At 68.9% G+C, this 19,489-nt stretch carries 16 protein-coding genes; 9 read left to right on the plus strand and 7 right to left on the minus strand.

What is annotated here, in order from left to right; translation table 11 throughout:
- Window positions 1–44: 44 nt before the first annotated feature.
- Complete coding sequence (locus tag U9J41_RS04455; protein ID WP_322400485.1) at window positions 45–2,444, minus strand: glycoside hydrolase family 31 protein; 2,400 nt, start codon at window positions 2,442–2,444, stop codon at window positions 45–47.
- Window positions 2,445–2,633: 189 nt separating this feature from the next.
- On the opposite strand from U9J41_RS04455, the gene xth reads away from it, so the two are divergent.
- Window positions 2,634–3,419 (plus strand): exodeoxyribonuclease III, encoded by a 786-nt coding sequence (xth, locus tag U9J41_RS04460; protein WP_322400729.1) that lies wholly within the window; start codon window positions 2,634–2,636, stop codon window positions 3,417–3,419.
- 3 nt (window positions 3,420–3,422) lie between these two features.
- On the opposite strand, the gene U9J41_RS04465 is transcribed toward xth, so the two are convergent.
- Window positions 3,423–4,061, minus strand: a complete 639-nt coding sequence (locus tag U9J41_RS04465) for a TetR/AcrR family transcriptional regulator (protein WP_322400486.1) — start codon at window positions 4,059–4,061, stop codon at window positions 3,423–3,425.
- 140 nt (window positions 4,062–4,201) lie between these two features.
- Between U9J41_RS04465 and U9J41_RS04470 the strand changes: the two genes are divergently transcribed.
- The 5 genes from U9J41_RS04470 (at window position 4,202) to lpdA (ending at window position 10,484) form a co-directional block, all read left to right on the plus strand.
- Window positions 4,202–5,182, plus strand: a complete 981-nt coding sequence (locus U9J41_RS04470; protein ID WP_322400487.1) for an alpha/beta fold hydrolase — start codon at window positions 4,202–4,204, stop codon at window positions 5,180–5,182.
- Window positions 5,183–5,402: 220 nt separating this feature from the next.
- Window positions 5,403–6,635, plus strand: coding sequence for a 3-methyl-2-oxobutanoate dehydrogenase (2-methylpropanoyl-transferring) subunit alpha (locus tag U9J41_RS04475; RefSeq protein WP_322400488.1), 1,233 nt, complete (start codon window positions 5,403–5,405; stop codon window positions 6,633–6,635).
- Between the two features lie 4 nt (window positions 6,636–6,639).
- A complete protein-coding gene (locus tag U9J41_RS04480; protein WP_322400489.1) occupies window positions 6,640–7,680 on the plus strand; it encodes an alpha-ketoacid dehydrogenase subunit beta in 1,041 nt (346 codons plus the stop codon).
- A 4-nt stretch (window positions 7,681–7,684) separates the two neighbouring features.
- A complete protein-coding gene (locus tag U9J41_RS04485) occupies window positions 7,685–9,079 on the plus strand; it encodes a dihydrolipoamide acetyltransferase family protein (protein WP_322400490.1) in 1,395 nt (464 codons plus the stop codon).
- Window positions 9,080–9,089: 10 nt separating this feature from the next.
- The gene (gene lpdA, locus U9J41_RS04490) at window positions 9,090–10,484 is read left to right on the plus strand and encodes a dihydrolipoyl dehydrogenase (protein WP_322400731.1); all 1,395 of its coding nucleotides are present in this window, start codon (window positions 9,090–9,092) and stop codon (window positions 10,482–10,484) included.
- A 121-nt stretch (window positions 10,485–10,605) separates the two neighbouring features.
- On the opposite strand, the gene U9J41_RS04495 is transcribed toward lpdA, so the two are convergent.
- Window positions 10,606–10,935 (minus strand): hypothetical protein, encoded by a 330-nt coding sequence (locus tag U9J41_RS04495; protein ID WP_322400491.1) that lies wholly within the window; start codon window positions 10,933–10,935, stop codon window positions 10,606–10,608.
- Window positions 10,936–11,097: 162 nt separating this feature from the next.
- Here U9J41_RS04495 and kefF point away from each other — a divergent pair, with 162 nt between their 5' ends.
- Together kefF and kefC are read left to right on the plus strand one after the other, a co-directional pair.
- Window positions 11,098–11,685, plus strand: a complete 588-nt coding sequence (kefF, locus tag U9J41_RS04500; protein ID WP_322400492.1) for a glutathione-regulated potassium-efflux system oxidoreductase KefF — start codon at window positions 11,098–11,100, stop codon at window positions 11,683–11,685.
- A complete protein-coding gene (kefC, locus tag U9J41_RS04505; RefSeq protein ID WP_322400493.1) occupies window positions 11,675–13,483 on the plus strand; it encodes a glutathione-regulated potassium-efflux system protein KefC in 1,809 nt (602 codons plus the stop codon). The genes kefF and kefC overlap by 11 nt, the downstream gene beginning before the upstream one ends.
- A 92-nt stretch (window positions 13,484–13,575) precedes the next feature.
- On the opposite strand, the gene U9J41_RS04510 is transcribed toward kefC, so the two are convergent.
- From U9J41_RS04510 to soxR, 4 genes are all read right to left on the minus strand, one after another.
- Window positions 13,576–14,529 (minus strand): glycoside hydrolase family 43 protein, encoded by a 954-nt coding sequence (locus tag U9J41_RS04510; RefSeq protein ID WP_322400494.1) that lies wholly within the window; start codon window positions 14,527–14,529, stop codon window positions 13,576–13,578.
- Window positions 14,530–14,531: 2 nt separating this feature from the next.
- A complete protein-coding gene (locus U9J41_RS04515) occupies window positions 14,532–17,258 on the minus strand; it encodes a TonB-dependent receptor (protein WP_322400495.1) in 2,727 nt (908 codons plus the stop codon).
- Window positions 17,259–17,375: 117 nt separating this feature from the next.
- Window positions 17,376–18,419 carry a LacI family DNA-binding transcriptional regulator gene (locus U9J41_RS04520; protein WP_322400496.1) on the minus strand — a complete coding sequence of 348 codons (1,044 nt, stop codon included), beginning with the start codon at window positions 18,417–18,419 and terminating at the stop codon, window positions 17,376–17,378.
- Window positions 18,420–18,487: 68 nt separating this feature from the next.
- Window positions 18,488–18,940: a redox-sensitive transcriptional activator SoxR gene (gene soxR / locus U9J41_RS04525; protein WP_322400497.1), complete on the minus strand. Its 453-nt coding sequence runs from the start codon at window positions 18,938–18,940 to the stop codon at window positions 18,488–18,490.
- A gap of 94 nt (window positions 18,941–19,034) precedes the next feature.
- Between soxR and U9J41_RS04530 the strand changes: the two genes are divergently transcribed.
- Window positions 19,035–19,487 carry an ester cyclase gene (locus U9J41_RS04530; RefSeq protein WP_322400498.1) on the plus strand — a complete coding sequence of 151 codons (453 nt, stop codon included), beginning with the start codon at window positions 19,035–19,037 and terminating at the stop codon, window positions 19,485–19,487.
- Window positions 19,488–19,489 lie beyond the last annotated feature (2 nt).

A 19,489-nucleotide genomic window follows, 5' to 3' on the forward strand; every position in this document is an offset into this window, starting at 1 on the left:
GCGGACCATGCCGGCTTTCCGGCAGGCACGATCCATATAACCTTTTACAAGGTCACGACGACCCGCAGCGGCGCCGACCGGACGGCCGGCAGCGGCACGTCGAGCACGTGCCGTTTGGCGTCCCAGTGGAACGCCACGGGCTTGCCGCCGGCCCGCACGGCGCGTGGGCGGTCCGCGACGTTGTGCACCTTGAGGTCGAAGGCGCGCGCGGTGGGCGTCGCCGCGGCACCGGTCTCGGGCACGATGTCGAGCGCGAGGCGGCCATCGGCCAGGCGGCTCGAGAAGCGCACCAGTTCGTACTTGCCGGACTCGTAGGCATGCGCCGTGTGGCCGTCGTCGTCGTACAGATGCCCCTCGGCCGCCGTCACACCGGCATCGTGCCAGTAATGCAGGTCGAGCTTCGCCGTCGAATAGTCGCGCGTGCTCTGCACTGGCTGCGCGAGCGGCACGAAGGCGCCGGCGCGGACGAACGTCGGAATGCGGTCCGGCCGGGTGGCCACCGTCTCGATGATGCCGCCGCGGTGCGGTGCGTCCGTATAAAAATCGAACCACACGCTGCCCTTGCGCGGGAACACGACTTCCTTGCGCACGGCATTCGCTGCCGTGACGGGCGCGACGAGGAAGTCCGGGCCCCACAGATAGGTCGACGCGACGGCGTTGGTCGGCAGCATGTCGTTGTCCGGATCCTCGAACAGGACCGGGCGCATCAGCGGCATGCCCGTGCGGCTGTCGTCGAACGCGGCCGTGTAGTTATACGGCAGCATGGCGTAGCGCAGGCGAATGGCGTCCCGCGCGAGCGCCTCCACGGCCGGCGTGCGGAACACGGCTTCGGACGGCACGTCTTCCTGCGCGTGCGGGCGGAAGATCGGCTGGAACACGCCGTATTGCAGCCAGCGCACGTACAGCTCGTCGTCCAGGACCGGACCCGCGAAGCCGCCCAGGTCGGAATGCATGTACGCCTGGCCCTGCATGCCCATCTGCAGCGCGATCTCCATCTGCGACTGCAGGCCGTCCCAGCCGCGGTGGACGTCGCCCGACCACGGGATCATGCCGAAGCGCTGCGAGCCGGAATAGCCCGAGCGCATCAGGATGAACGGGCGCTCCTGCGGATAGTCGCGGGCATAGCCGTCGGCGATCAGGTGCGCCCATTCGTGGCCGTAGATGTTGTGGACCTGGTCCGCGCTGCCCGTGGCATGGCGCGCGGCGGACGGATGCATCTCCGGCTCGCCCAGGTCGCCCCACCAGCCGGCCACGCCGCCCGCCTTGAGGTCCTTGTAGATGTGCCAGAACCAGTCGCGCGCCTGCGGCTTGAACACGTCGATCAGGCCCGTGTTCCCGAAGAAAAAGTCGAAGGTGAACGGTTTGCCGTCCGCATCCGTCGCGAGCACGCCGTGCCGCACGGCGTCCTGCCAGCGCTTCGACGTCGTCAGCACGAACGGCTCCGTGATCACGACGGTGTTGACGCCCTTCTTCCTGAAGTCGGCCATCATCGCTTCCGGATGGGGGAAGCTGTCGCGGTCCCAGGCGAGGTTGCCCATCGTGCCCTTGACGGTCTTGCCGAACCAGTACAGGTCGAGCACGACGGCGTCCAGCGGGATGCCGTCGGCGATGAACTTGTCGACGACGGCGCGCGTCTCGGCTTCCGTGTGGTAGCCGAAGCGGCTGGCGAAGTTGCCGAACGCCCAGCGCGGCGGCAGCGGCTGGCGGCCCGTCAGGCGCGTCGTCTCGTCCATCAGCTGGGCCCAGTCGTCGCCCGCGATCACCTGGTAGGTCTTGCGGCCGCCCATCACTTCGTAGCGCAGGGTGCCGTCCTTGCGGCTGTCGAAATCGAGCCAGCCGGCCTGCGGATTGTCGAAGTGCAGCGCGTACTTGTGCGACGACAGCGCCATCGGAATGCCATAGCCCATCTGGTCCGCGTGGTTGCCGAAGGCGTAGGAGGCCTTGTTGTACAGCCGCAGGCGCTGGCCGCGCCGGTTCATGCCGACCGCGCGCGAACCGGCCCCGTACAGGGCTTCGTCGCCCGCAAGCGCGAAGTCGATGCTGTCCAGGTCCCCTGCGTGAGCGTAACCGTGCTTTTCGGCGACCAGCGGACGGCCCTTGTACGCATAACTGATGCGGAACGGCGACTTCTCGACCGTCACCGTGATGCCGTCCGTGACGAGCTGGATGCGGCCGTCCGTCTCCTTCACGGACGCCTTCGCCTGGCCGGGCGCCAGCACGACGGCGTGCGACACCGGATCGAACGTCTCGCCGCGCGGCACGAAGCTCGTCTCGACGATGTTGGCGTCGTAGGGGCGGATCAGGTAGCGGCCGTCACTGGTGGCGATGTCCAGCGTGCCGTTGTCGTTCTTGTAGCCCAGGAAGGCGCGGTCCGCGTTCTGCGCCAGCGCGGGCAGGCCGGCGGCCAGGCACAGGGCGAGCACGGCGTGGGGGATGGGTTTCATGGTCTCCCGTCTCGTTGTCGTTGTTGGAACCGGGGATTTTAAACGGTTAACGTAGAAAAGCTACAAGCCAAGGCAGGCAATCGACGATTAGCATAAAATATTTCGTAGTTTGACTACTTTTCTGCTTCGTACGGCGCCCGCGGCGTTCTCGGGTCAGAATAGCGGCAACGACAACCCATGAGAGACCCCATGCGCATTGCCACCTTCAACGTCAACGGCATCAACAGCCGCCTCCCCGCCCTGCTGCAATGGCTGGAAGAGACGCAGCCGGACGTCGCCTGCCTGCAGGAGCTCAAGGCGCCGCAGGAGAAATTTCCGGAGATGGAGATCCGCGCGGCGGGATATTGCCCCATCTGGCACGGCCAGAAGAGCTGGAACGGCGTCGCGATCCTCGCGCGGGGAACGGAGCCGCAGGAACTGCAGCGCGGCCTGCCGGGTGACCCCGACGATGAGCAGAGCCGCTACATCGAGGCGGTCGTGAACGGCATCCTGGTCGCCTGCCTGTATCTGCCGAACGGCAATCCGGCCCCGGGCCCCAAGTTCGATTACAAGCTGCGCTGGTTCGAGCGCCTGCGCGTGCGCGCGCAGGAATTGATCGCCACGGGCGCCCCGGTCGTCATCGCGGGCGACTACAACGTCATGCCGACGGAACTCGACGTGTACAAGCCCGAGCGCTGGCTCGACGACGCCCTGTTCCGTCCGGAGACGCGCGAAGCGTACCGGCGCCTGCTCGACCAGGGCTGGACGGACGCACTGCGCACGATGCATCCGGATGAGGTCATCTACACGTTCTGGGATTATTTCCGTGACGCGTACGGCCGCAATGCCGGCCTGCGTATCGACCACCTGTTGCTGAGTCCCGCGCTGGCGCCGAAACTCAAGGCGGCCGGCGTCGACCGCGACGTGCGCGGGCGCCCGAAACCCAGCGACCACGCGCCCACGTGGATCGAGCTGGACTGGCCGAAACTGGCCTGAGCGTCAGGCCGCGGCCGTGCGGCGCGCGGGCGGCCGTCCCAACACCATGCCGAGGCGCAGCGCGCTGTCGGTGACGATCTCGATATCCGGCGTGTACCCGTCCTCGATCCAGCGCAGCGCGATGTGGATCACGCCGCCCACGACGCCCGCTTCCAGCAGCGGATCGGCCTGCACGCCGGACGGCACGACGAGGCGGCCGACCTGCTCGCCGATGGCGCTCAGCGCGCCGTCGAAGGCCTTGTCGACGGCGCGGCTGACGCCGCGGATCTCGACGAGGAAGACGCGGGCCGAGCGCGGTTCGCGCTGCAGCGCCGCGAAGTAGGTGTGCAGCATCGCCCGCGCCCGCGCGACCCGGCTGCGGCCGGCCTGGCGCGCCGCCTCCGTGATTTCGCCCAGCACGCTGTACGTGACGGCGTTGAACGATGCGATCAACAGCTCTTCGCTGTTGGCGAAGGATTCGTAAAAATAACGTTCGGTGAGCCCGGCGGCTTCGCAGACCGCCTTCACGGTGGACAGGCGGTAGCCGCGCTCGCCATACACGGCGACCGCCGCCCCGATCAGCTGGGAACGCCGCTGGGCGCGGCGTTCGTCTTGCGGAACACCCCGATAGGGCCGGGCCGGTTGTAAAGATTCTGGAGGCATTCTTCTATTTTCGCACAGAACATAGAGCGTCAACTTGTGACAATATATGGTGTCAATATGGCGCGACCTGCGACACGAGCCGCCATGCCGCGGCATACCGATCGTCGCGCACCGGAGCCTCCCGAGAAAGCGAGCAAGCGATGATTGTCGTCCTGTCCCTCCTGGCCGTCGCGGCCCTGTCCGGCGCGCTGGCTGTCCTGTTCACCGTGTACGTGAAGCGCAAGGTCGAAGCCCTGTTGCCGCCGCAGGGACGCTTCGTCGACGTGCCCGGCGCGCGCCTGCACGTGCGCGAGTTCGACGGCGACCCCGGCGCTCCCGCCATCCTGCTGGTGCACGGCCTCGCCGGCCAGCTCGAGCACTTCACCCATGGCGTCACGGGCCGCCTCGCGGGGCGCCACCGCGTCGTCGCCGTCGACCGCCCCGGCGCCGGCTACTCGACGCGCGCGCCGGGCACGCCGGCGGACCTGCGGACGCAGGCCGCCATCCTCGCCGCGCTGATCGACGACCTGGGACTCGGCGCGCCGCTCGTCGTCGGCCATTCGCTGGGCGGCGCCCTCGCCCTTGCGCTCGCGCTGGATCATCCGCGCCACGTGGGGGCCCTGGCCCTCATCGCGCCGCTGACGCACATGCAGGACGAGGTGCCGCCCGTGTTCGACGGCCTCACGATCCTGTCGCCGCTGTGGCGCCATCTCGTCGCGTGGACTCTGGCGACGCCCGTCTCGATCAAGAACAGCCGCGCGGCGCTGGACCAGGTGTTCGGCCCGGAACCGGTGCCGCACGATTTCGCGACGCGCGGCGGCGCCCTGCTCGGCCTGCGCCCCGGCGCCTTCCTGTCCGCGTCCGACGACCTGCGCTCGCTGCCCGATTGCCTGCCCGCGCAGCAGACGCGCTACGGTGAGCTGGACCTGGCCGTGACCATCCTGTACGGCAGGGACGACCGCATCCTCGATCCACACGCGCACGGGCAGGCGCTGGCCGACAAGGTGCGCGGCGCGCGCCTGCAACTGATCGACGGCGGCCACATGCTCCCCATCACGAACCCGGAGGCGGCGGCGACCTTCATCCTCGCGGCCGCCGCCGCTCGCCGCAGCGACCGGAACACCGACGCCGCGCAGGCTTGACGGTCGGGCGGCCAGGCGCCCCCATTCCCATTGTGCGAATCGGCGCACCTTCGCTGCGCCGCATGCTAAGGTCGCGGCCTGGTGCTGCAGGCATGCGCGCGGCGATCCCGCGCCGGCATGCTGCACGGCAGCACGAAAATTCCTCGCGCGCGCTGGCGTGCGCTGTCTTTCCGGAATTAATATGTTGCTGCCGCACACACCTTACCAAGGGGGAGCGTTTATGAGCCAGAGTCAACCTCTGTCGCTGCACGTCCCGGAGCCTACCGGCCGCCCGGGTTGCAAGACCGATTTTTCGTACCTCGACATCCATCCGGCCGGGTCGACGCCCCGGCCGCCGAGCGACATCCGCTACCAGGACACGGCGCCGCTCGCGTCCGGCCTGATCCGCGTGCTGGACGACGACGGCAATGCGGTCGGACCCTGGGACCCAAGGCTCGATCGCGACACCCTGCGCTTCGGCCTGCGCACGATGATGAAGACGCGCATCTTCGACGCGCGCATGGTCATCGCCCAGCGCCAGAAGAAGCTGTCGTTCTACATGACGTCGCTCGGCGAGGAAGCCATCGGCAGCGCCCACGCCCTCGCGCTGCGCGACGGCGACATGTGTTTTCCCACCTACCGCCAGCAAAGCCTCCTGGTGGCGCGCGAGTATCCCCTCGTCGACATGGTGTGCCAGCTGCTGTCGAACGAGGCCGATCCGATGAAGGGCCGCCAACTGCCCGTCATGTATTCCGTGAAGGCGAAGGGTTTCTTCACCATCTCCGGCAACCTCGCCACGCAGATCCCGCAGGCCGTCGGCTGGGCGATGGCATCCGCGATCAAGGGCGACACCAAGATCGCGTCCGGCTGGATCGGCGACGGCGCCACGGCCGAAAGCGATTTCCACACGGGCCTCACGTTCGCCCACGTGTACCAGGCGCCCGTGATCCTGAACGTCGTCAACAACCAGTGGGCGATCTCGACGTTCCAGTCCATCGCCGGCGGCGAGAGCGTCAGCTTCGCCGCGCGCGGCGTCGGCGCCGGCATCGCGTCGCTGCGCGTGGACGGCAACGATTTCCTCGCCGTGTACGCGGCGTCCTGCTGGGCCGCCGAACGGGCGCGCGGCAATCTCGGTCCCACCCTGATCGAATGGGTGACGTACCGCGCCGGCCCGCACTCGACGTCGGACGACCCGTCGCGCTACCGCCCCGCCGACGAATGGACCTATTTCCCGCTGGGCGACCCGATCGGCCGCCTGCGGCGTCACTTGATGAAACAGGGCTGGTGGTCGGACGCGGAACACGAGGCCCTGCAGGCGGAACTGGAAGCCGAGGTCGTGGCCGCGCAAAAGGAAGCGGAGCGCCACGGCACGCTGATCGACGGCCGCGTGCCGAGCGCCGCGTCGATGTTCGAGGACGTCTACAAGGACATGCCCGAACACCTGCGCCGGCAACGCCAACAACTGGGGGTGTAAGGTGATGCGCGACAGCGACAAAGACATCAAGACGACCCCGATGACGATGATCCAGGCCCTGCGTTCGGCCATGGACGTCATGCTCGGGCGCGACGACAACGTCGTCATCTACGGCCAGGACGTCGGCTATTTCGGCGGCGTGTTCCGCGTCACGGACGGCCTGCAGGTCAAATACGGCAAGCACCGCTGCTTCGACGCGCCGATCTCGGAAGGCGGCATCGTCGGCACCGCGGTCGGCATGGCGGCGTACGGGCTGCGGCCCGTCGTCGAGATCCAGTTCGCCGACTATTTTTATCCGGCCACCGACCAGATCGTGTCCGAGGCGGCGCGCCTGCGCTACCGCTCGGCGGGCGATTTCACGGCCCCGCTGACGATTCGCATGCCCTGCGGCGGCGGCATCTACGGCGGCCAGACGCACAGCCAGAGCCCGGAAGCGTTCTTCACGCACGTATGCGGCCTGCGCACCGTGATGCCGTCGAACCCGTACGATGCGAAAGGCCTGCTCATCGCAGCGATCGAGAACGACGACCCGGTCATCTTCCTGGAGCCGAAACGGCTGTACAACGGCCCGTTCGACGGCCACCACGACCGCCCTGTCGTCTCGTGGGCCAGGCATCCCCGGGGCGAGGTCCCGGACGGCTATTACACGGTTCCGCTGGACAAGGCCGCCGTGTTCCGCGAAGGCAGCGACCTGACCGTGCTCACCTACGGCACGATGGTGTGGGTGTCGGAAGCGGCCGCCAGCGAGACGGGCATCGACGCGGAGATCATCGACCTGCGCACCTTGTGGCCGCTGGACCTGGAGACGGTCGTGGCGTCGGTCAGGAAGACCGGCCGCTGCGTCGTCGTCCACGAAGCGACGCGCACCAGCGGCTTCGGCGCGGAACTCGCGGCCCTCGTGCAGGAGCACTGCTTCTACCACCTGGAAGCGCCCATCGAACGCGTGACGGGCTGGGACACCCCGTACCCGCACGCGCAGGAATGGGCGTATTTTCCGGGCCCGGACCGCGTGGGCGCGGCATTCAAACGTGCGATGGAGGCCTGAGCAGATGGGTATGCATGTGATCAAGATGCCGGACCTGGGCGAAGGCATCGCGGAAGTGGAAGTCGTCGCGTGGCGGGTGCAGCCGGGTGACGCCGTCGTCGAAGACCAGGTCCTGGCCGACGTCATGACGGACAAGGCGACCGTCGAGATACCGTCGCCAGTGCACGGCACGGTCGTCGCGCTGGGCGGCAAGGTGGGCGAGTCGCTGGCGGTGGGCGCGGAACTGATCCGCCTCGACGTCGAGGGCGCGGGAAATGCGCCGGCGGCCGCGCGGCCGAAGCCCGCAGCGAATGAACCGGCCGCGGACGAACCGGCCGACCTGCCGCACGGCTTCGTGCCGGAGCCGGCGCGCGTGGCCGAAACGGCGGCCAGCGTCGCGCAGGCCGGACCGGCGGCCGGCATCGCGCAGGCCGGACCGGCCGTGGCCGCGCCGCCGGCCCGTCCCACACCCGCGCCCGGGCGCACGCCCACACCCGCGCGCACGCCGGCGCCGACCTTGCGCGCCGCGGGCGAACAACCGCTGGCCGCGCCGGCCGTACGCAAGCGCGCCTGGGACCTCGGCATCCAGCTGCAATTCGTGGCCGGCAGCGGCCCGGCGGGACGCATCACGCACGCCGACCTCGATGCGCACGTGGCCGGCCAGCGGCGCGGCCACCCGGCCGCGCCGGACGGACGCTATGCGGAACTGGATGGCGAAGAAGCCGTTCCCTTGATCGGCCTGCGCCGCAAGATCGCGGAAAAGATGCAGCTCGCGAAGCGCCAGATTCCGCATTTCACGTACGTCGAGGAAGTCGACGTGACGGCGCTGGAAGCCTTGCGCGGCCAGTTGAACGCGCGCTACGGCGAGGAGCGCGGCAAGCTCACCTTGCTGCCCCTCCTGATGCGCGCCGTCGTCCTCGCCGTGCGCAGGTTCCCCGACGTGAACGCGCGCGTGACGGAAGAGAGCGGCGACCAGGCGAACATCGTCACGCGCTACCAGGCCGTGCACATCGGCATCGCGACGCAGACCGACGCCGGCCTGATGGTGCCCGTCGTGCGCCATGCGGAAGCGCGCGACCCGTGGGCCAGCGCCACGGAAATCGCCCGGCTGGCCGACGCGGCCCGCCACGGCAAGGCGGGGCGCGACGAACTGTCCGGTTCGACGATCACGATCACGAGCCTCGGCGCGCTGGGCGGCATCGTCAGCACGCCCGTCATCAACCATCCGGAAGTGGCGATCGTGGGCGTCAACCGCATCGTCGAGCGGCCCGTGATCCTGAACGGCGGCATGGTGGCGCGCAAGCTGATGAATCTGTCGTCCTCGTTCGACCACCGCGTCATCGACGGCATGGTGGCGGCCGAATTCATCCAGGCGATCCGCGGCTACCTCGAGTCGCCGGCCACCCTGTTCGTGGAGTGAGCGCATGGGACTGAACATGGAAACCACCACCCTGCTCGTCATCGGCGGCGGGCCCGGTGGCTACGTCGCGGCGATCCGCGCCGGCCAGCTGGGCATCCCGACCGTGCTGGTCGAGGGCGCGGAGCTGGGCGGAACGTGCCTGAACATCGGCTGCATCCCGTCCAAGGCGCTGATCCACGCGGCCGACGCCTTTCACCAGGCCGCGGGCTACGCGGGCGAGTCGCCGCTGGGCATCCGCGCGGGCGCACCGACCATCGACATCGCGCGCACGGTCGCGTGGAAGGATGGCATCGTCAAGCGGCTGACCGGCGGCGTCGGCGCGCTGCTGAAAAAGAACGGCGTGAAGGTCGTGCGGGGCTGGGCGCGCATCCTGGACGGCAAGACGGTCGAAGTCGCGGTCGGCGACGACGCGCTGCGCATCCGCTGCGAACACCTGCTGCTGGCGACGGGCTCGACGCCCGTCGAACTGCCGTCCATGCCGTTCGGCGGCGACGTCGTGTCGTCGACGGAGGCGCTGGCCCCGGCCACGCTGCCGGGCCACCTCGTCGTCGTGGGCGCCGGGTACATCGGCCTGGAACTCGGGATCGCCTACCGCAAGCTGGGGGCGCGGGTCACGGTCGTGGAAGCGGCCGGGCGCGTGCTGCCCGCCTACGACGACGCACTCGTGAAGCCGGTGGCGGCGAATCTCGCGCGGCTCGGGATCGCCGTCCACCTCGAATCGAGCGTCCTGGGGCTGGCCGACGACGGCCGCAGCGTGCGCATGAAGAACGGCGGCGGTGACGAGACCGTGCTGGCGGCGGACCGCGTGCTGGTGGCCGTCGGCCGCCGTCCGCGCACCGAGGGCTATGGGCTGGAGAGCCTGCTGCTCGACATGAACGGGCGCTTCGTCCGCATCGACAACCAGTGCCGCACGTCGATGCGCGACGTGTGGGCCATCGGCGACCTGACGGGCGAACCGATGCTCGCGCACCGCGCGATGGCGCAGGGCGAGATGGTGGCCGAGATCGTCGCCGGCAAGCGCCGCCATTTCACGCCGGCCGCGATTCCCGCCGTCTGCTTCACGGACCCGGAAGTCGTCGTCGCCGGCATGACGCCGCGGGACGCCGCGCAGGCGGGCGTCGATTGCATCGAGGCGAGCTTCCCGTTTTCCGCCAACGGCCGCGCGATGACGCTGGAGTCGACGGACGGCTTCGTGCGTGTCGTCGCGCGCCGCGATAACCACGTGATCGTCGGCTGGCAGGCCGTGGGCGGGGGCGTGTCCGAGATGTCGACTGCGTTCGTGCAGTCCATCGAGATGGGCGCGCAGCTGGAGGACGTCGCCGGGACGATCCACGCGCATCCGACGCTCGGCGAGGCGGTGCAGGAGGCGGCGCTCCGGGCGCTGGGGCACGCCTTGCACATTTGAGCGCGCGGGACGCACAAAAGCGCGGGTGGCCATGCGTCGCCCCCGACACATTCCACCCGCGCCACGCACCAGGCCGCTGGCACGCCCCCGATCCCGGACCAGGCCGGGCCTTGCTCCGCTGTCAGCTGCGCTTGCGCTTGTCCTCGTCCGCGGCCTCTTCCGACTGCCGGCTGCCCGCGTTGCCCGTGCTGAGGCTGCCGATGCCGCCGAGTCCCGTCTGCAGTTCGCCCGCCTCTTCGCCGACATAGCCTTCGCTGTCGCGCTCGGCGTCATTGCTCAGCAGGTCGTCCGTGCGGCCTTTTTGCAGATTGCCGCCCGTATCCGACTGTGCGTTGGTGCCGGCAGGGCCGGTGCCGCCCGCGCCCAGCGTGCCGGCGGCGCTCGTGCCGTCCTTCGTCACCTGGTCGTAGTTGCGTCCCTTGGCATCCTTGCCTTCGCTCTGCATGGACATGAGGTTCTCCATTCGTTCGCGTTGACGACCATCTTGATCCTCCCGGCGCGGGCCGGGTATAGGCATGCATCCGGCTGGCTTGTAGGACATGTCGGGCGAGAATGACGCCAGGCACGCCTGCGGGATATGCTATAAAACGATGTTGCATAAATAGAACAACGCATGAACGAACCGAACATCCTCGTGATCTACGCCCACCCGGCGCCGCACCGCTCGCCCGTCCACCGCCGCCTGGCCGACACGGCGCGCGCGCTGCCCGGCGTCGAGGTGCGCGACCTGTACGATCTCTACCCCGACTTCGACATCGACGGCGACCACGAACGCGCCCTCTTGCGCGCCGCCCGCCTGCTCGTCTTCCTGCATCCGTTCCGCTGGTACGGCATGCCGTCCCTCGTGAAGGAATGGATGGACGTCGTGCTGCTGCCCGGCTGGGCCTACAACGACGACAACCACACCGGCGAATGCGCGCTGCGCGGAAAGAGCTTCTGGCTCGTCACGACGACGGGCAGCGGGCCGGAGGCCTACGGGCCCGGCGGCCTGCACGGCCGGCCGTTCGCCGACTTCCTCGCGCCGTACGAGGCGACCGCCGCGCTGTGCGGCATGGACTGGATCGCGCCGCTCGTCATGCACGGGACGGCGCAGGCGCTGCCAGATGCCGTCGAGGCCCACGCGGCCGAATTCCGGCACCGGCTTGCAGGGTATGCCGGCCTCGCGGCGGCGGGACAGGCGGAGCGCGGCCATGGAACATAATCTGCTGCAGAATGCGGTCGTCTACCTGGGCGCCGCCGTACTGGTGGTGCCGCTGGCGAAGCGGCTGGGCATGGGCGCCGTGCTGGGGTATCTCGTGGCCGGCATCGTGATCGGCCCGTTCGGCCTGCGCCTGATCGCGGACGGCGAGGACGCCCTGCACTTCGCCGAATTCGGCGTCGTGCTGCTGCTGTTCCTCATCGGCCTGGAACTGGAACCGAGCCGGCTGTGGGCGTTGCGGCGCCCGATCTTCGGCTGGGGCGGCGCGCAGGTGGCCGGCGTCGCGGCGGGGCTGTTCGGCGCCGCGCTGCTGGCCGGGATCGACTGGAAGATCGCGCTGATCGCGGGCCTCGGCCTGTCGCTGTCGTCCACCGCGATCGCCCTCGCCTCGCTGGAAGAACGCAACCTGATGCCGACGCCGGCCGGCCAGGCCGGCTTCGCGATCCTGCTGTTCCAGGACATCGCGGCGATTCCGATGATCGCCATCGTGCCGCTTCTGGGCGTGCCCGAATCGGCCGGCGGCGGGGGCAATGCGTGGATCGCGGCGCTCAAGGTCGCGGGCGTGCTGGCGGGCCTCGTCGTCGCGGGCCGCTTCCTCCTGCGGCCGCTGCTGCGCATCATCGCCAAGACCGACGCGCGCGAGATCTTCACGGCGTTCGCCCTGCTGCTCGTCATCGCGATCTCGCTGCTGATGCAATGGGTCGGCATGTCGATGGCCCTCGGCGCCTTCATGGCAGGCGTGCTGCTGGCCGATTCCGAATACCGCCACGCGCTCGAGACCGACCTGGAACCGTTCAAGGGCCTGCTGCTCGGCCTGTTCTTCATCGCCGTCGGCATGTCGGTCGACTTCGAGGTCCTCCTGGCCCAGCCGGGCCTCGTGCTGGGCCTCGTCGCGGGCTTCCTCGCCATCAAGATCGCCGTGCTGTACGGGCTCTCGCGCGGGCTCGCCATCGCGCGCGGCCAGCACCTGCAGTTCGCGCTGCTGCTCGCGCAGGGCGGCGAATTCGCCTTCGTCGTGTTCGGCGCGGCTGCCACCGCGCGCGTGTTCTCACCCGGCGTCGCGTCGATCCTGGTCGTCGTCGTCGCGCTGTCGATGGTCGTCACGCCGCTCGCGCTGATGGCCTACGACCGCCTCGCGGCCGGCCGCGAAGGCGCGGGCCGCAAGCGCGGCGCCGACCGCATCGAGCCGAACGAAGACCACGTGATCGTCGCCGGCTTCGGCCGGTTCGGCCAGATCGTCGGCCGCTTCCTGCACGCGAACCACGTGCGGCTGACGGTGCTCGACCACGACCCCGACCAGATCGAGGTGCTGCGCAACTTCGGCTTCAAGGTGTTCTACGGCGACGCCACGCGACCCGACCTGCTGCGCGCCGCCGGCGCCGCGAAGGCGCGCGCCGTCGTCGTCGCCATCGACGACATCGAGGACAGCCTGAAACTCGTGGACGCCGTGCGGCGCGACTACCCGGACCTGCCCGTGTTCGCGCGCGCCCGCAACGTCACGCATTACTACCAGCTAATGGACCGCGGCGTGGAGCTGATCGAGCGCGAGACGTTCGAGGCGGCGCTGCGGCTGGGCCGCTCCGTGATGACGGCAGGCCTCGGCCAGAGCGCGTACGCGACGCGGCAGGCGGCGCTCAAGTTCAGGCGCTACAACAAGCAGACGCTCGATACGGTGTACCCGTATTACAAGGACCGGGAGACGTTCGTGTCGATGGCGAAGCAGGCGCGCGAGGAGCTGGAAGAAATGATTTCGCGCGACCGCAAGGCGTTCGACGAGGAGACCGGCAGCGACTGGGATTAGGCCATGACAACGTTGACGAGGACACGGGCAGCGATTGGGATTGGGCCGTGACAAACGTCGTTCCCGCCTTCGCGGGAACGACGGTGTGTGCCCTACGGCGCCGGTTGCGCGGTCCACGTCGGCCCCGGCGTCGACGGGGTGCCGTCGTTCCAGTCCAGGCGGTCGATGCACATGCGGCGCGCCGTCTGCGCCAGGTCCCACGCGTGGTACACGATCCACGTCGTGGTCCCGTCCGGGGACACGGTGAACGAATTATGCCCCGGCCCCAGCAGGCTCCCGCCCTTCGGCGTGCGCATCAACCGGGCTGCGTCGCCGCCGGCGGGCCGCGAATACGGTCCCAGCGGATCGTCCGCGACGACCCAGCTGACGCCGTAATTGTCGCGCTCCCACGCCCCGCCGCTGTAGAAACAGTAGTAGCGCCCGTCGTGGCACAGTGCGGCCGCGCCCTCCACCGTGTGCCAGTCGTAGACGCCGCCGTACATCGCGCGGCCCTTGCGGAACACGTGCCAGTCCGCATGCGGGCGCACGACGACGCGCGGCGCGCCGGCCAGGGTCGTCATGTCGACGAGCCGGTCGACAACGATGCCCGTGCCGACGCGGTGATCGCCGTCCGGCGCGAGGAAATCGACGCAGTAGAACAGATACCACTGCCCGTCCAGCGCGCGGAACGGGTGTCCGTCGATGGCGAACGGCTGGTCCGGCACGAGCAGCTTGCCGCAGTCGGCGAACGGGCCGGCCGGGTGGTCGGCGACGGCCACGCGCAGCTTCTGGTCCGTGCCTTCCGTTGCCGAGCCGGCCGAGTAGTACATGTAGAAGCGGCCGTCGTGGCACGCCACTTCCGGCGCCCAGTAGTGGGCCTCCCCGATCGGCAGCAGCGCATGGCCCAGCGGTTGCCAGTCGACGAGGTCGGTCGAACGCAGCACCGGCACCTGGTGCCCGTCCGCCGCGCCGGGGCCCGTGCCGTAGGCATAGTAGACGCCGTCGTGGCGCAGCACGAACGGGTCGGCCATCGCCTCCGGATATACCGGATTGCGGTACGTCTTCATCGTCACAACGAGAAGCGCAGGCCGACGCCGTACGTGGTCGGGTTGTAGCGGATGTCGCGCGGGATCATCGGCGACGCCAGGTAGCTCTCGTACTTCTCGTGCGTCAGGTTGATGGCGTCGAACTGCAGCGACACGTTCCTGTTGATGGCGTACGAGACGCTCAGGTCGACGAACGTGCTGGCCTTGACGATGCGGTCCATGTCGAAGCGCGGCTCGGCGATCTGCTCCACGTACTCGCCGCGGTGCGTGGCCGTCAGGCGGCCCGTGATGCCGTTGCCCTCGTACAGCAGCGCGACGTTGTAGTTCTTCTTCGCGACGTTCGTCAGGGCCGCCGTGCGGTACGCGGTGCCCGTCGGCGACACGAGGACCTGGTTGTCGCCGTCGATCCACGTATAGTTGAACTGGGCGCCGAAGTTGTTCCACGGGCCGGGCAGGAAGTCGAAGAATTTCTGGATGCCGAATTCGGCGCCGCGCAGGGTGCCGGTGCCGGAATTCTGCGGACGCGTCACGCGATAGTTCTGGCCGCCGATGACTTCGTCCGACTCCATGTTCTGCAGATAGCCGTCGATATCGCGGTGGAACAGCGCGACTTGCGCATAGCCGTTTTTCGGGAAGTAGTATTCGAGCGTGGCGTCGGTGTTGACGGAGCGCGTCGGCCGCAGGTTCGGGTTGCCGGCCGTGCCGGTACCTGGCGCGTTGACGGTGGGCGGGATCAGCGACAGCGCCGGATTCAGCGACGCGAAGTCCGGCCGCGTGATCGTCTTGCCGGCCGAGAGGTGCGACTGCAGGTTCTCGCGCCAGCCGACGACGGCCGCAAGGCTGGGCAGGAAGTTGTTCTCGGTCGAGCTGACGGCGATCGGCGTGACCACGTCGCCGATGCGGCTGTTGCCGTTCAGGTTGCGCGCCACGCGGACGTAGCGCCCGCCGACCGTGCCGGACAGGTCGATTGTGCCCGCCTTCGTCTTCCAGCGCGCCGCCAGGTACACCGTGTTGGTGCTTTCGCGCTGTTCGAAGGTGCGGGTGGGATCGTCCGCCACGCGTCCCGGCGCCGCGCCGTAAAACGACCGCACGGCGTCGGCCTGGTCGATCAGGAAGTCGCGCGACGGCGTGAGCCACGGGCCGCCGAGGCGATCGAGGCCCGGCGCGAGCGTTTCGAAACCGGGGCCGAACGCGGCCACTGGGTTGGCGCGCACGGCGCCCGTGATGTCGCTGTGCCCTTCGGCGCCGTGGAAGCTGGCGCGGTGGTTCGACAGGCGCAGGCCGGCGTCGATGCCGGACAGGAAGCCGTCGCCGAGGCGGTACGACGCATCGCCGCGCCACTGCACCTGCTCGCCCTTCGAGATGCCCCAGTTCTGCACCATCCCGCGCAGCACGAACGCGTTCGGATCGCGCAACGGGTTGGGGCTCGTGGGCGTGCTCACGCTCGAATAGCCGCCGTGGCCGTCCGCGCCGTAGGTGTAGACGCCGACACTGGCGCCGGGGATCTGCTGGTCGACGATCACCGTGTCGTTCACGAACGTCGACTTGGTCCACGCGAAGTTCGAGCCGGCCTTCCACGGCCCGTCGCGGTAATTCAGGCCCACGTTCAGGAAGTGCGACGTCGTGTGTTCCTTCACGCCCCACGTCGACGTCGCCGTGTACGGATCCCAGTCGTACGGCCCGCCGTACTGCTTCGCCTGCGCGTACGCCGCCTGGATCGGGCACACCACGCCTTCGGGCGTGTTGCAGTAATCGCCCTGCGGCGCCAGCTGCACGTTGTACAGGGTCGGGGTCCACGTCGTGATGGCGAGGATGTAGTCGACGGCGCTGCGCGCGCGGTAGCCGGTGCCGAGGTATTGGACGTTCGCTTCCAGCGTCGGGTTGACCTTCCACTGCAGGGCGCCGTGGATGCTGCCGCGGTCGCGGTCCCCGGCGTTGTAGATGCCGCCGACATTCGGCAGTTCGCCGAGGCGCGCGCCCGGGGTCAATGGCGCGAGCGGTCCGTCGTTCAGGCGCGTGCCCACGCCGTTCGCGTCGATGGAATGCACGCGGTCCGGCCGGTCGACCCATTGCACGGGAAAGCCCCAGTGCTCGCGGTTGAACGCGACGTCGAACAGCGCGCCGATCTCGCCATAGCTCGTGTGCCAGCGGTTGCTGGCCGAGAAGCCGCCGCCCGGGTTGTTCTTCGTGTCCGTCGCGCTGGACCCCGTCACCTTCTGGCGCCGGTCTTCCACATAGCCCGTGACGTTCGCGCCCTTCTGGTCGAACGGCTGGCGCAGGCGCACGTCGATGCCGCCCGCGATGCCGCCTTCGAGCTGGTTCGGTGTCGCCGTTTTATATACGTCCAGGCCGCCGATCGACTGCACCGGCAGGTCCTGGTACTGCAGGCGCCGGCCGTTGCCGGTGAAGATTTCCATGCCGTTCAGGGTCGTCACGACGTCCGGCAGGCCGCGGATGATGACCTGGCTCGTCTCGCCGCGGTCGCGCCCGACCTGCACGCCGGCGATGCGCTGCAGGGCGTCGCCGGCCGCGCGGTCGGGGAATTTGCCGATGTCCTCGGCGTTGATCGAGTCGACGACCTGCAGCGAGTCGCGCTTGATCGCCTCGGCGCTGCGGATGCTGCTGCGCAGGCCCGTGACGGTTACCTGCTGGATTTGCGTGGGCTGCGCGTCGTCGGTCTGGGCACTGGCGGCCTGCGCGAACAGCACAAGGATGGCCGCGCACACGGGCCGGCGCTGGAACGTGGTCATGCGATTCTCCTCTCGGTCGACCGGGATGGGTCAACATTATTAGTAATAAGTTTTATCAGGAAGCTAACGCAAACGCGGCGTGGACGACGCACGCTTGAACCCGCCAAAAAGGGGTGTTCAGACCGGCGGCGGTGCCACGGAATCGCGGACCACCAGAGGGCATTCCATCTTGATGACGGCCCTGGCGGTGTGGTTCGCGCGCACTTGCGCGATGAGGGAATCGGCGGCCCAGCGGCCCATTTCGTAGTTTGGCAACAACACTGTCGTCAAGGGCGGATGCGTGTAGCGCGCGATGTCCTGGTCGTCATAGCCGACGATGGACAGGTCGCGCGGCACCGCCAGCTTGCGTTCGCGGGCGGCGTCGAGGGCGCCGATCGCCATCAGGTCGTTGGCGCAGAACAAGGCCGTTGGACGCGGCGCCAGGTCCAGCAGGCCCAGCGCGTGTTCGTAGCCGGCCGCGACTTGCCAGTCGCCGGAACGGACGAGCACGGGATCGAACGGGATGTCGGCCGTGGCGAGCGCCTGCCGGTAGCCTTTCAGGCGCTCGGCCGCGGCCTCGATCCAGTGTTCGCCGTTGATGAAGCCGATGCGGCTGTGGCCGTTTTCGATCAAATGCATCGTGGCCGCGTAGCCGCCCAGCAGTTCGCTCGGCACGACGGCGGCGCGGCCCCGGTCGCGCGTGTGGCAGTTCAGCAGCACGGCCGGCGTGGCGGCCAGCGCGGCCGGCACCGTCACGGCGCGGGTGAAGATCGTCGAATAGATCACGCCCAGCAGCGCGGGATGGTCCAGCATGCGCGCGAACACGGCCGCCTCCACCTCCGGATCGCCCCGCGTGGCGAACACGGCGACGAGGCAATCGTGCTCCCACGCGGCATCCTTGGCGCCATCGATGGTCTGCATGGCGTGCGGGCTCGTCGTGAGCTCGTCCGTGAGGTACACGATCAGGTTGCACGCCGGCGCCTGTGCCGCGGCCAGATGCGCGTGCCGCTCGACCGGGTAGCCCAGCTCGCGCGCGATGCGCAGCACGGTCTCGCGCGTGACCTTCGACACCTTCGCGCCGCTCATGTGATTAATGACCAGCGACACCGTCGACTGCGACACGCCGGCCAGCTTGGCGATGTCGGTCATCGTGGGACGGCGGTTGCGGGGCGGCCTGGTCATGGCGTCTTGTTGGCAAATCTATATCGACAGCTCAACATTATCACTAATTATCACGTGCCGCCAGCAGATCACAGGCGCTGCGCTCCGCTCCCTTGCTCCGACAGTTCGTCCAGCGGATTGCGCAGCCGGCACGCGTCGATGGAAAGGCAGCCGCAGCCGATGCAATCGTCCAGCTGGTCGCGCAGGCGCGTCAGCTGGGCGATGCGTTGGTCGAGCTCGCGCCGCCACAGGCTGGAGAGGCGGGTCCAGTCGGCCTTCGTGGGCGTGCGTTCTTCCGGCAGCGACGCGAGCGCCGCGCTGATTTGCGCGAGCGGGATGCCGATGCGCTGGGCGACCTTGATGACGGCCACGCGGCGCAGCACGTCGCGGCCGTAGCGCCGCTGCCCGCCCGCGCTGCGCCGGCTCGCGATCAAGCCTTTCGATTCATAGAAATGGAGGGCCGACACGGCCACGCCGGCGCGCCGCGCGAGTTCTCCCACCGTCAACGGCCGCCCGATGTCGGCCGGATCCAGCTTCGCCATAAAAACCCCTTGACCTCAAGTTAAGTTGAGGTTCTACACTGCTTCCGAACCCGACGCAACCGGCGCAACCGGGCGCAACCACAAGGAGAACCGCATGAACGATTACCTGGGCACCATCGCGACGAACAAGGCACTGGTGAGGACGTTGTACGAAGATTGCATCAACGGGCGCGACCTGGACCGGCTGGAGACGCTGATCGCCCCGGATTTCGCCGGCCCGCGCGGCGAACGGGGCCCGCGCGAATTCCGCGCGACCATCGAAGCCGTGCTGACCGGCTTTCCCGCCGTGCGCTTCGAATTGCACGACCTCATCGGCGAAGCGGACCGGGTCGCGGTCCGCTGGACGTTCCGCGCCGTGCACGGCGGCCGCTTCGTCGGCCTGAAACCCAGCCTCGCCGAGGTGACGCAGGAAGGCAATGTGATCTACCAGTTGCGCGACGGCTTGATCGTCCGCGCGTGGCTGCAGGCCGACCGGCTGGGCGTGCTGCAGCAGATCGGCGCCGTGCCGCGCACGTTCGCGGAGGCGGCCGGACCGCGGCCGATCTAGGA

This window comes from Massilia luteola (assembly GCF_034420155.1).
In the GTDB taxonomy this organism is placed as follows: domain Bacteria; phylum Pseudomonadota; class Gammaproteobacteria; order Burkholderiales; family Burkholderiaceae_D; genus Telluria; species Telluria luteola.

Coding starts and splice junctions, on each gene's coding strand:
- U9J41_RS04455 (WP_322400485.1), bottom strand. CDS start 2,444: ATGAAACCCATCCCCCACGCCGTGCTCGCCCTGTGCCTGGCCGCCGGC.
- U9J41_RS04475 (WP_322400488.1), top strand. CDS start 5,403: ATGAGCCAGAGTCAACCTCTGTCGCTGCACGTCCCGGAGCCTACCGGC.
- soxR (WP_322400497.1), bottom strand. CDS start 18,940: ATGGCGAAGCTGGATCCGGCCGACATCGGGCGGCCGTTGACGGTGGGA.
- U9J41_RS04465 (WP_322400486.1), bottom strand. CDS start 4,061: ATGCCTCCAGAATCTTTACAACCGGCCCGGCCCTATCGGGGTGTTCCG.
- U9J41_RS04495 (WP_322400491.1), bottom strand. CDS start 10,935: ATGTCCATGCAGAGCGAAGGCAAGGATGCCAAGGGACGCAACTACGAC.
- U9J41_RS04470 (WP_322400487.1), top strand. CDS start 4,202: ATGATTGTCGTCCTGTCCCTCCTGGCCGTCGCGGCCCTGTCCGGCGCG.
- kefC (WP_322400493.1), top strand. CDS start 11,675: ATGGAACATAATCTGCTGCAGAATGCGGTCGTCTACCTGGGCGCCGCC.
- U9J41_RS04480 (WP_322400489.1), top strand. CDS start 6,640: ATGCGCGACAGCGACAAAGACATCAAGACGACCCCGATGACGATGATC.
- U9J41_RS04510 (WP_322400494.1), bottom strand. CDS start 14,529: ATGAAGACGTACCGCAATCCGGTATATCCGGAGGCGATGGCCGACCCG.
- xth (WP_322400729.1), top strand. CDS start 2,634: ATGCGCATTGCCACCTTCAACGTCAACGGCATCAACAGCCGCCTCCCC.
- U9J41_RS04515 (WP_322400495.1), bottom strand. CDS start 17,258: ATGACCACGTTCCAGCGCCGGCCCGTGTGCGCGGCCATCCTTGTGCTG.
- U9J41_RS04520 (WP_322400496.1), bottom strand. CDS start 18,419: ATGACCAGGCCGCCCCGCAACCGCCGTCCCACGATGACCGACATCGCC.
- U9J41_RS04530 (WP_322400498.1), top strand. CDS start 19,035: ATGAACGATTACCTGGGCACCATCGCGACGAACAAGGCACTGGTGAGG.
- kefF (WP_322400492.1), top strand. CDS start 11,098: ATGAACGAACCGAACATCCTCGTGATCTACGCCCACCCGGCGCCGCAC.
- U9J41_RS04485 (WP_322400490.1), top strand. CDS start 7,685: ATGGGTATGCATGTGATCAAGATGCCGGACCTGGGCGAAGGCATCGCG.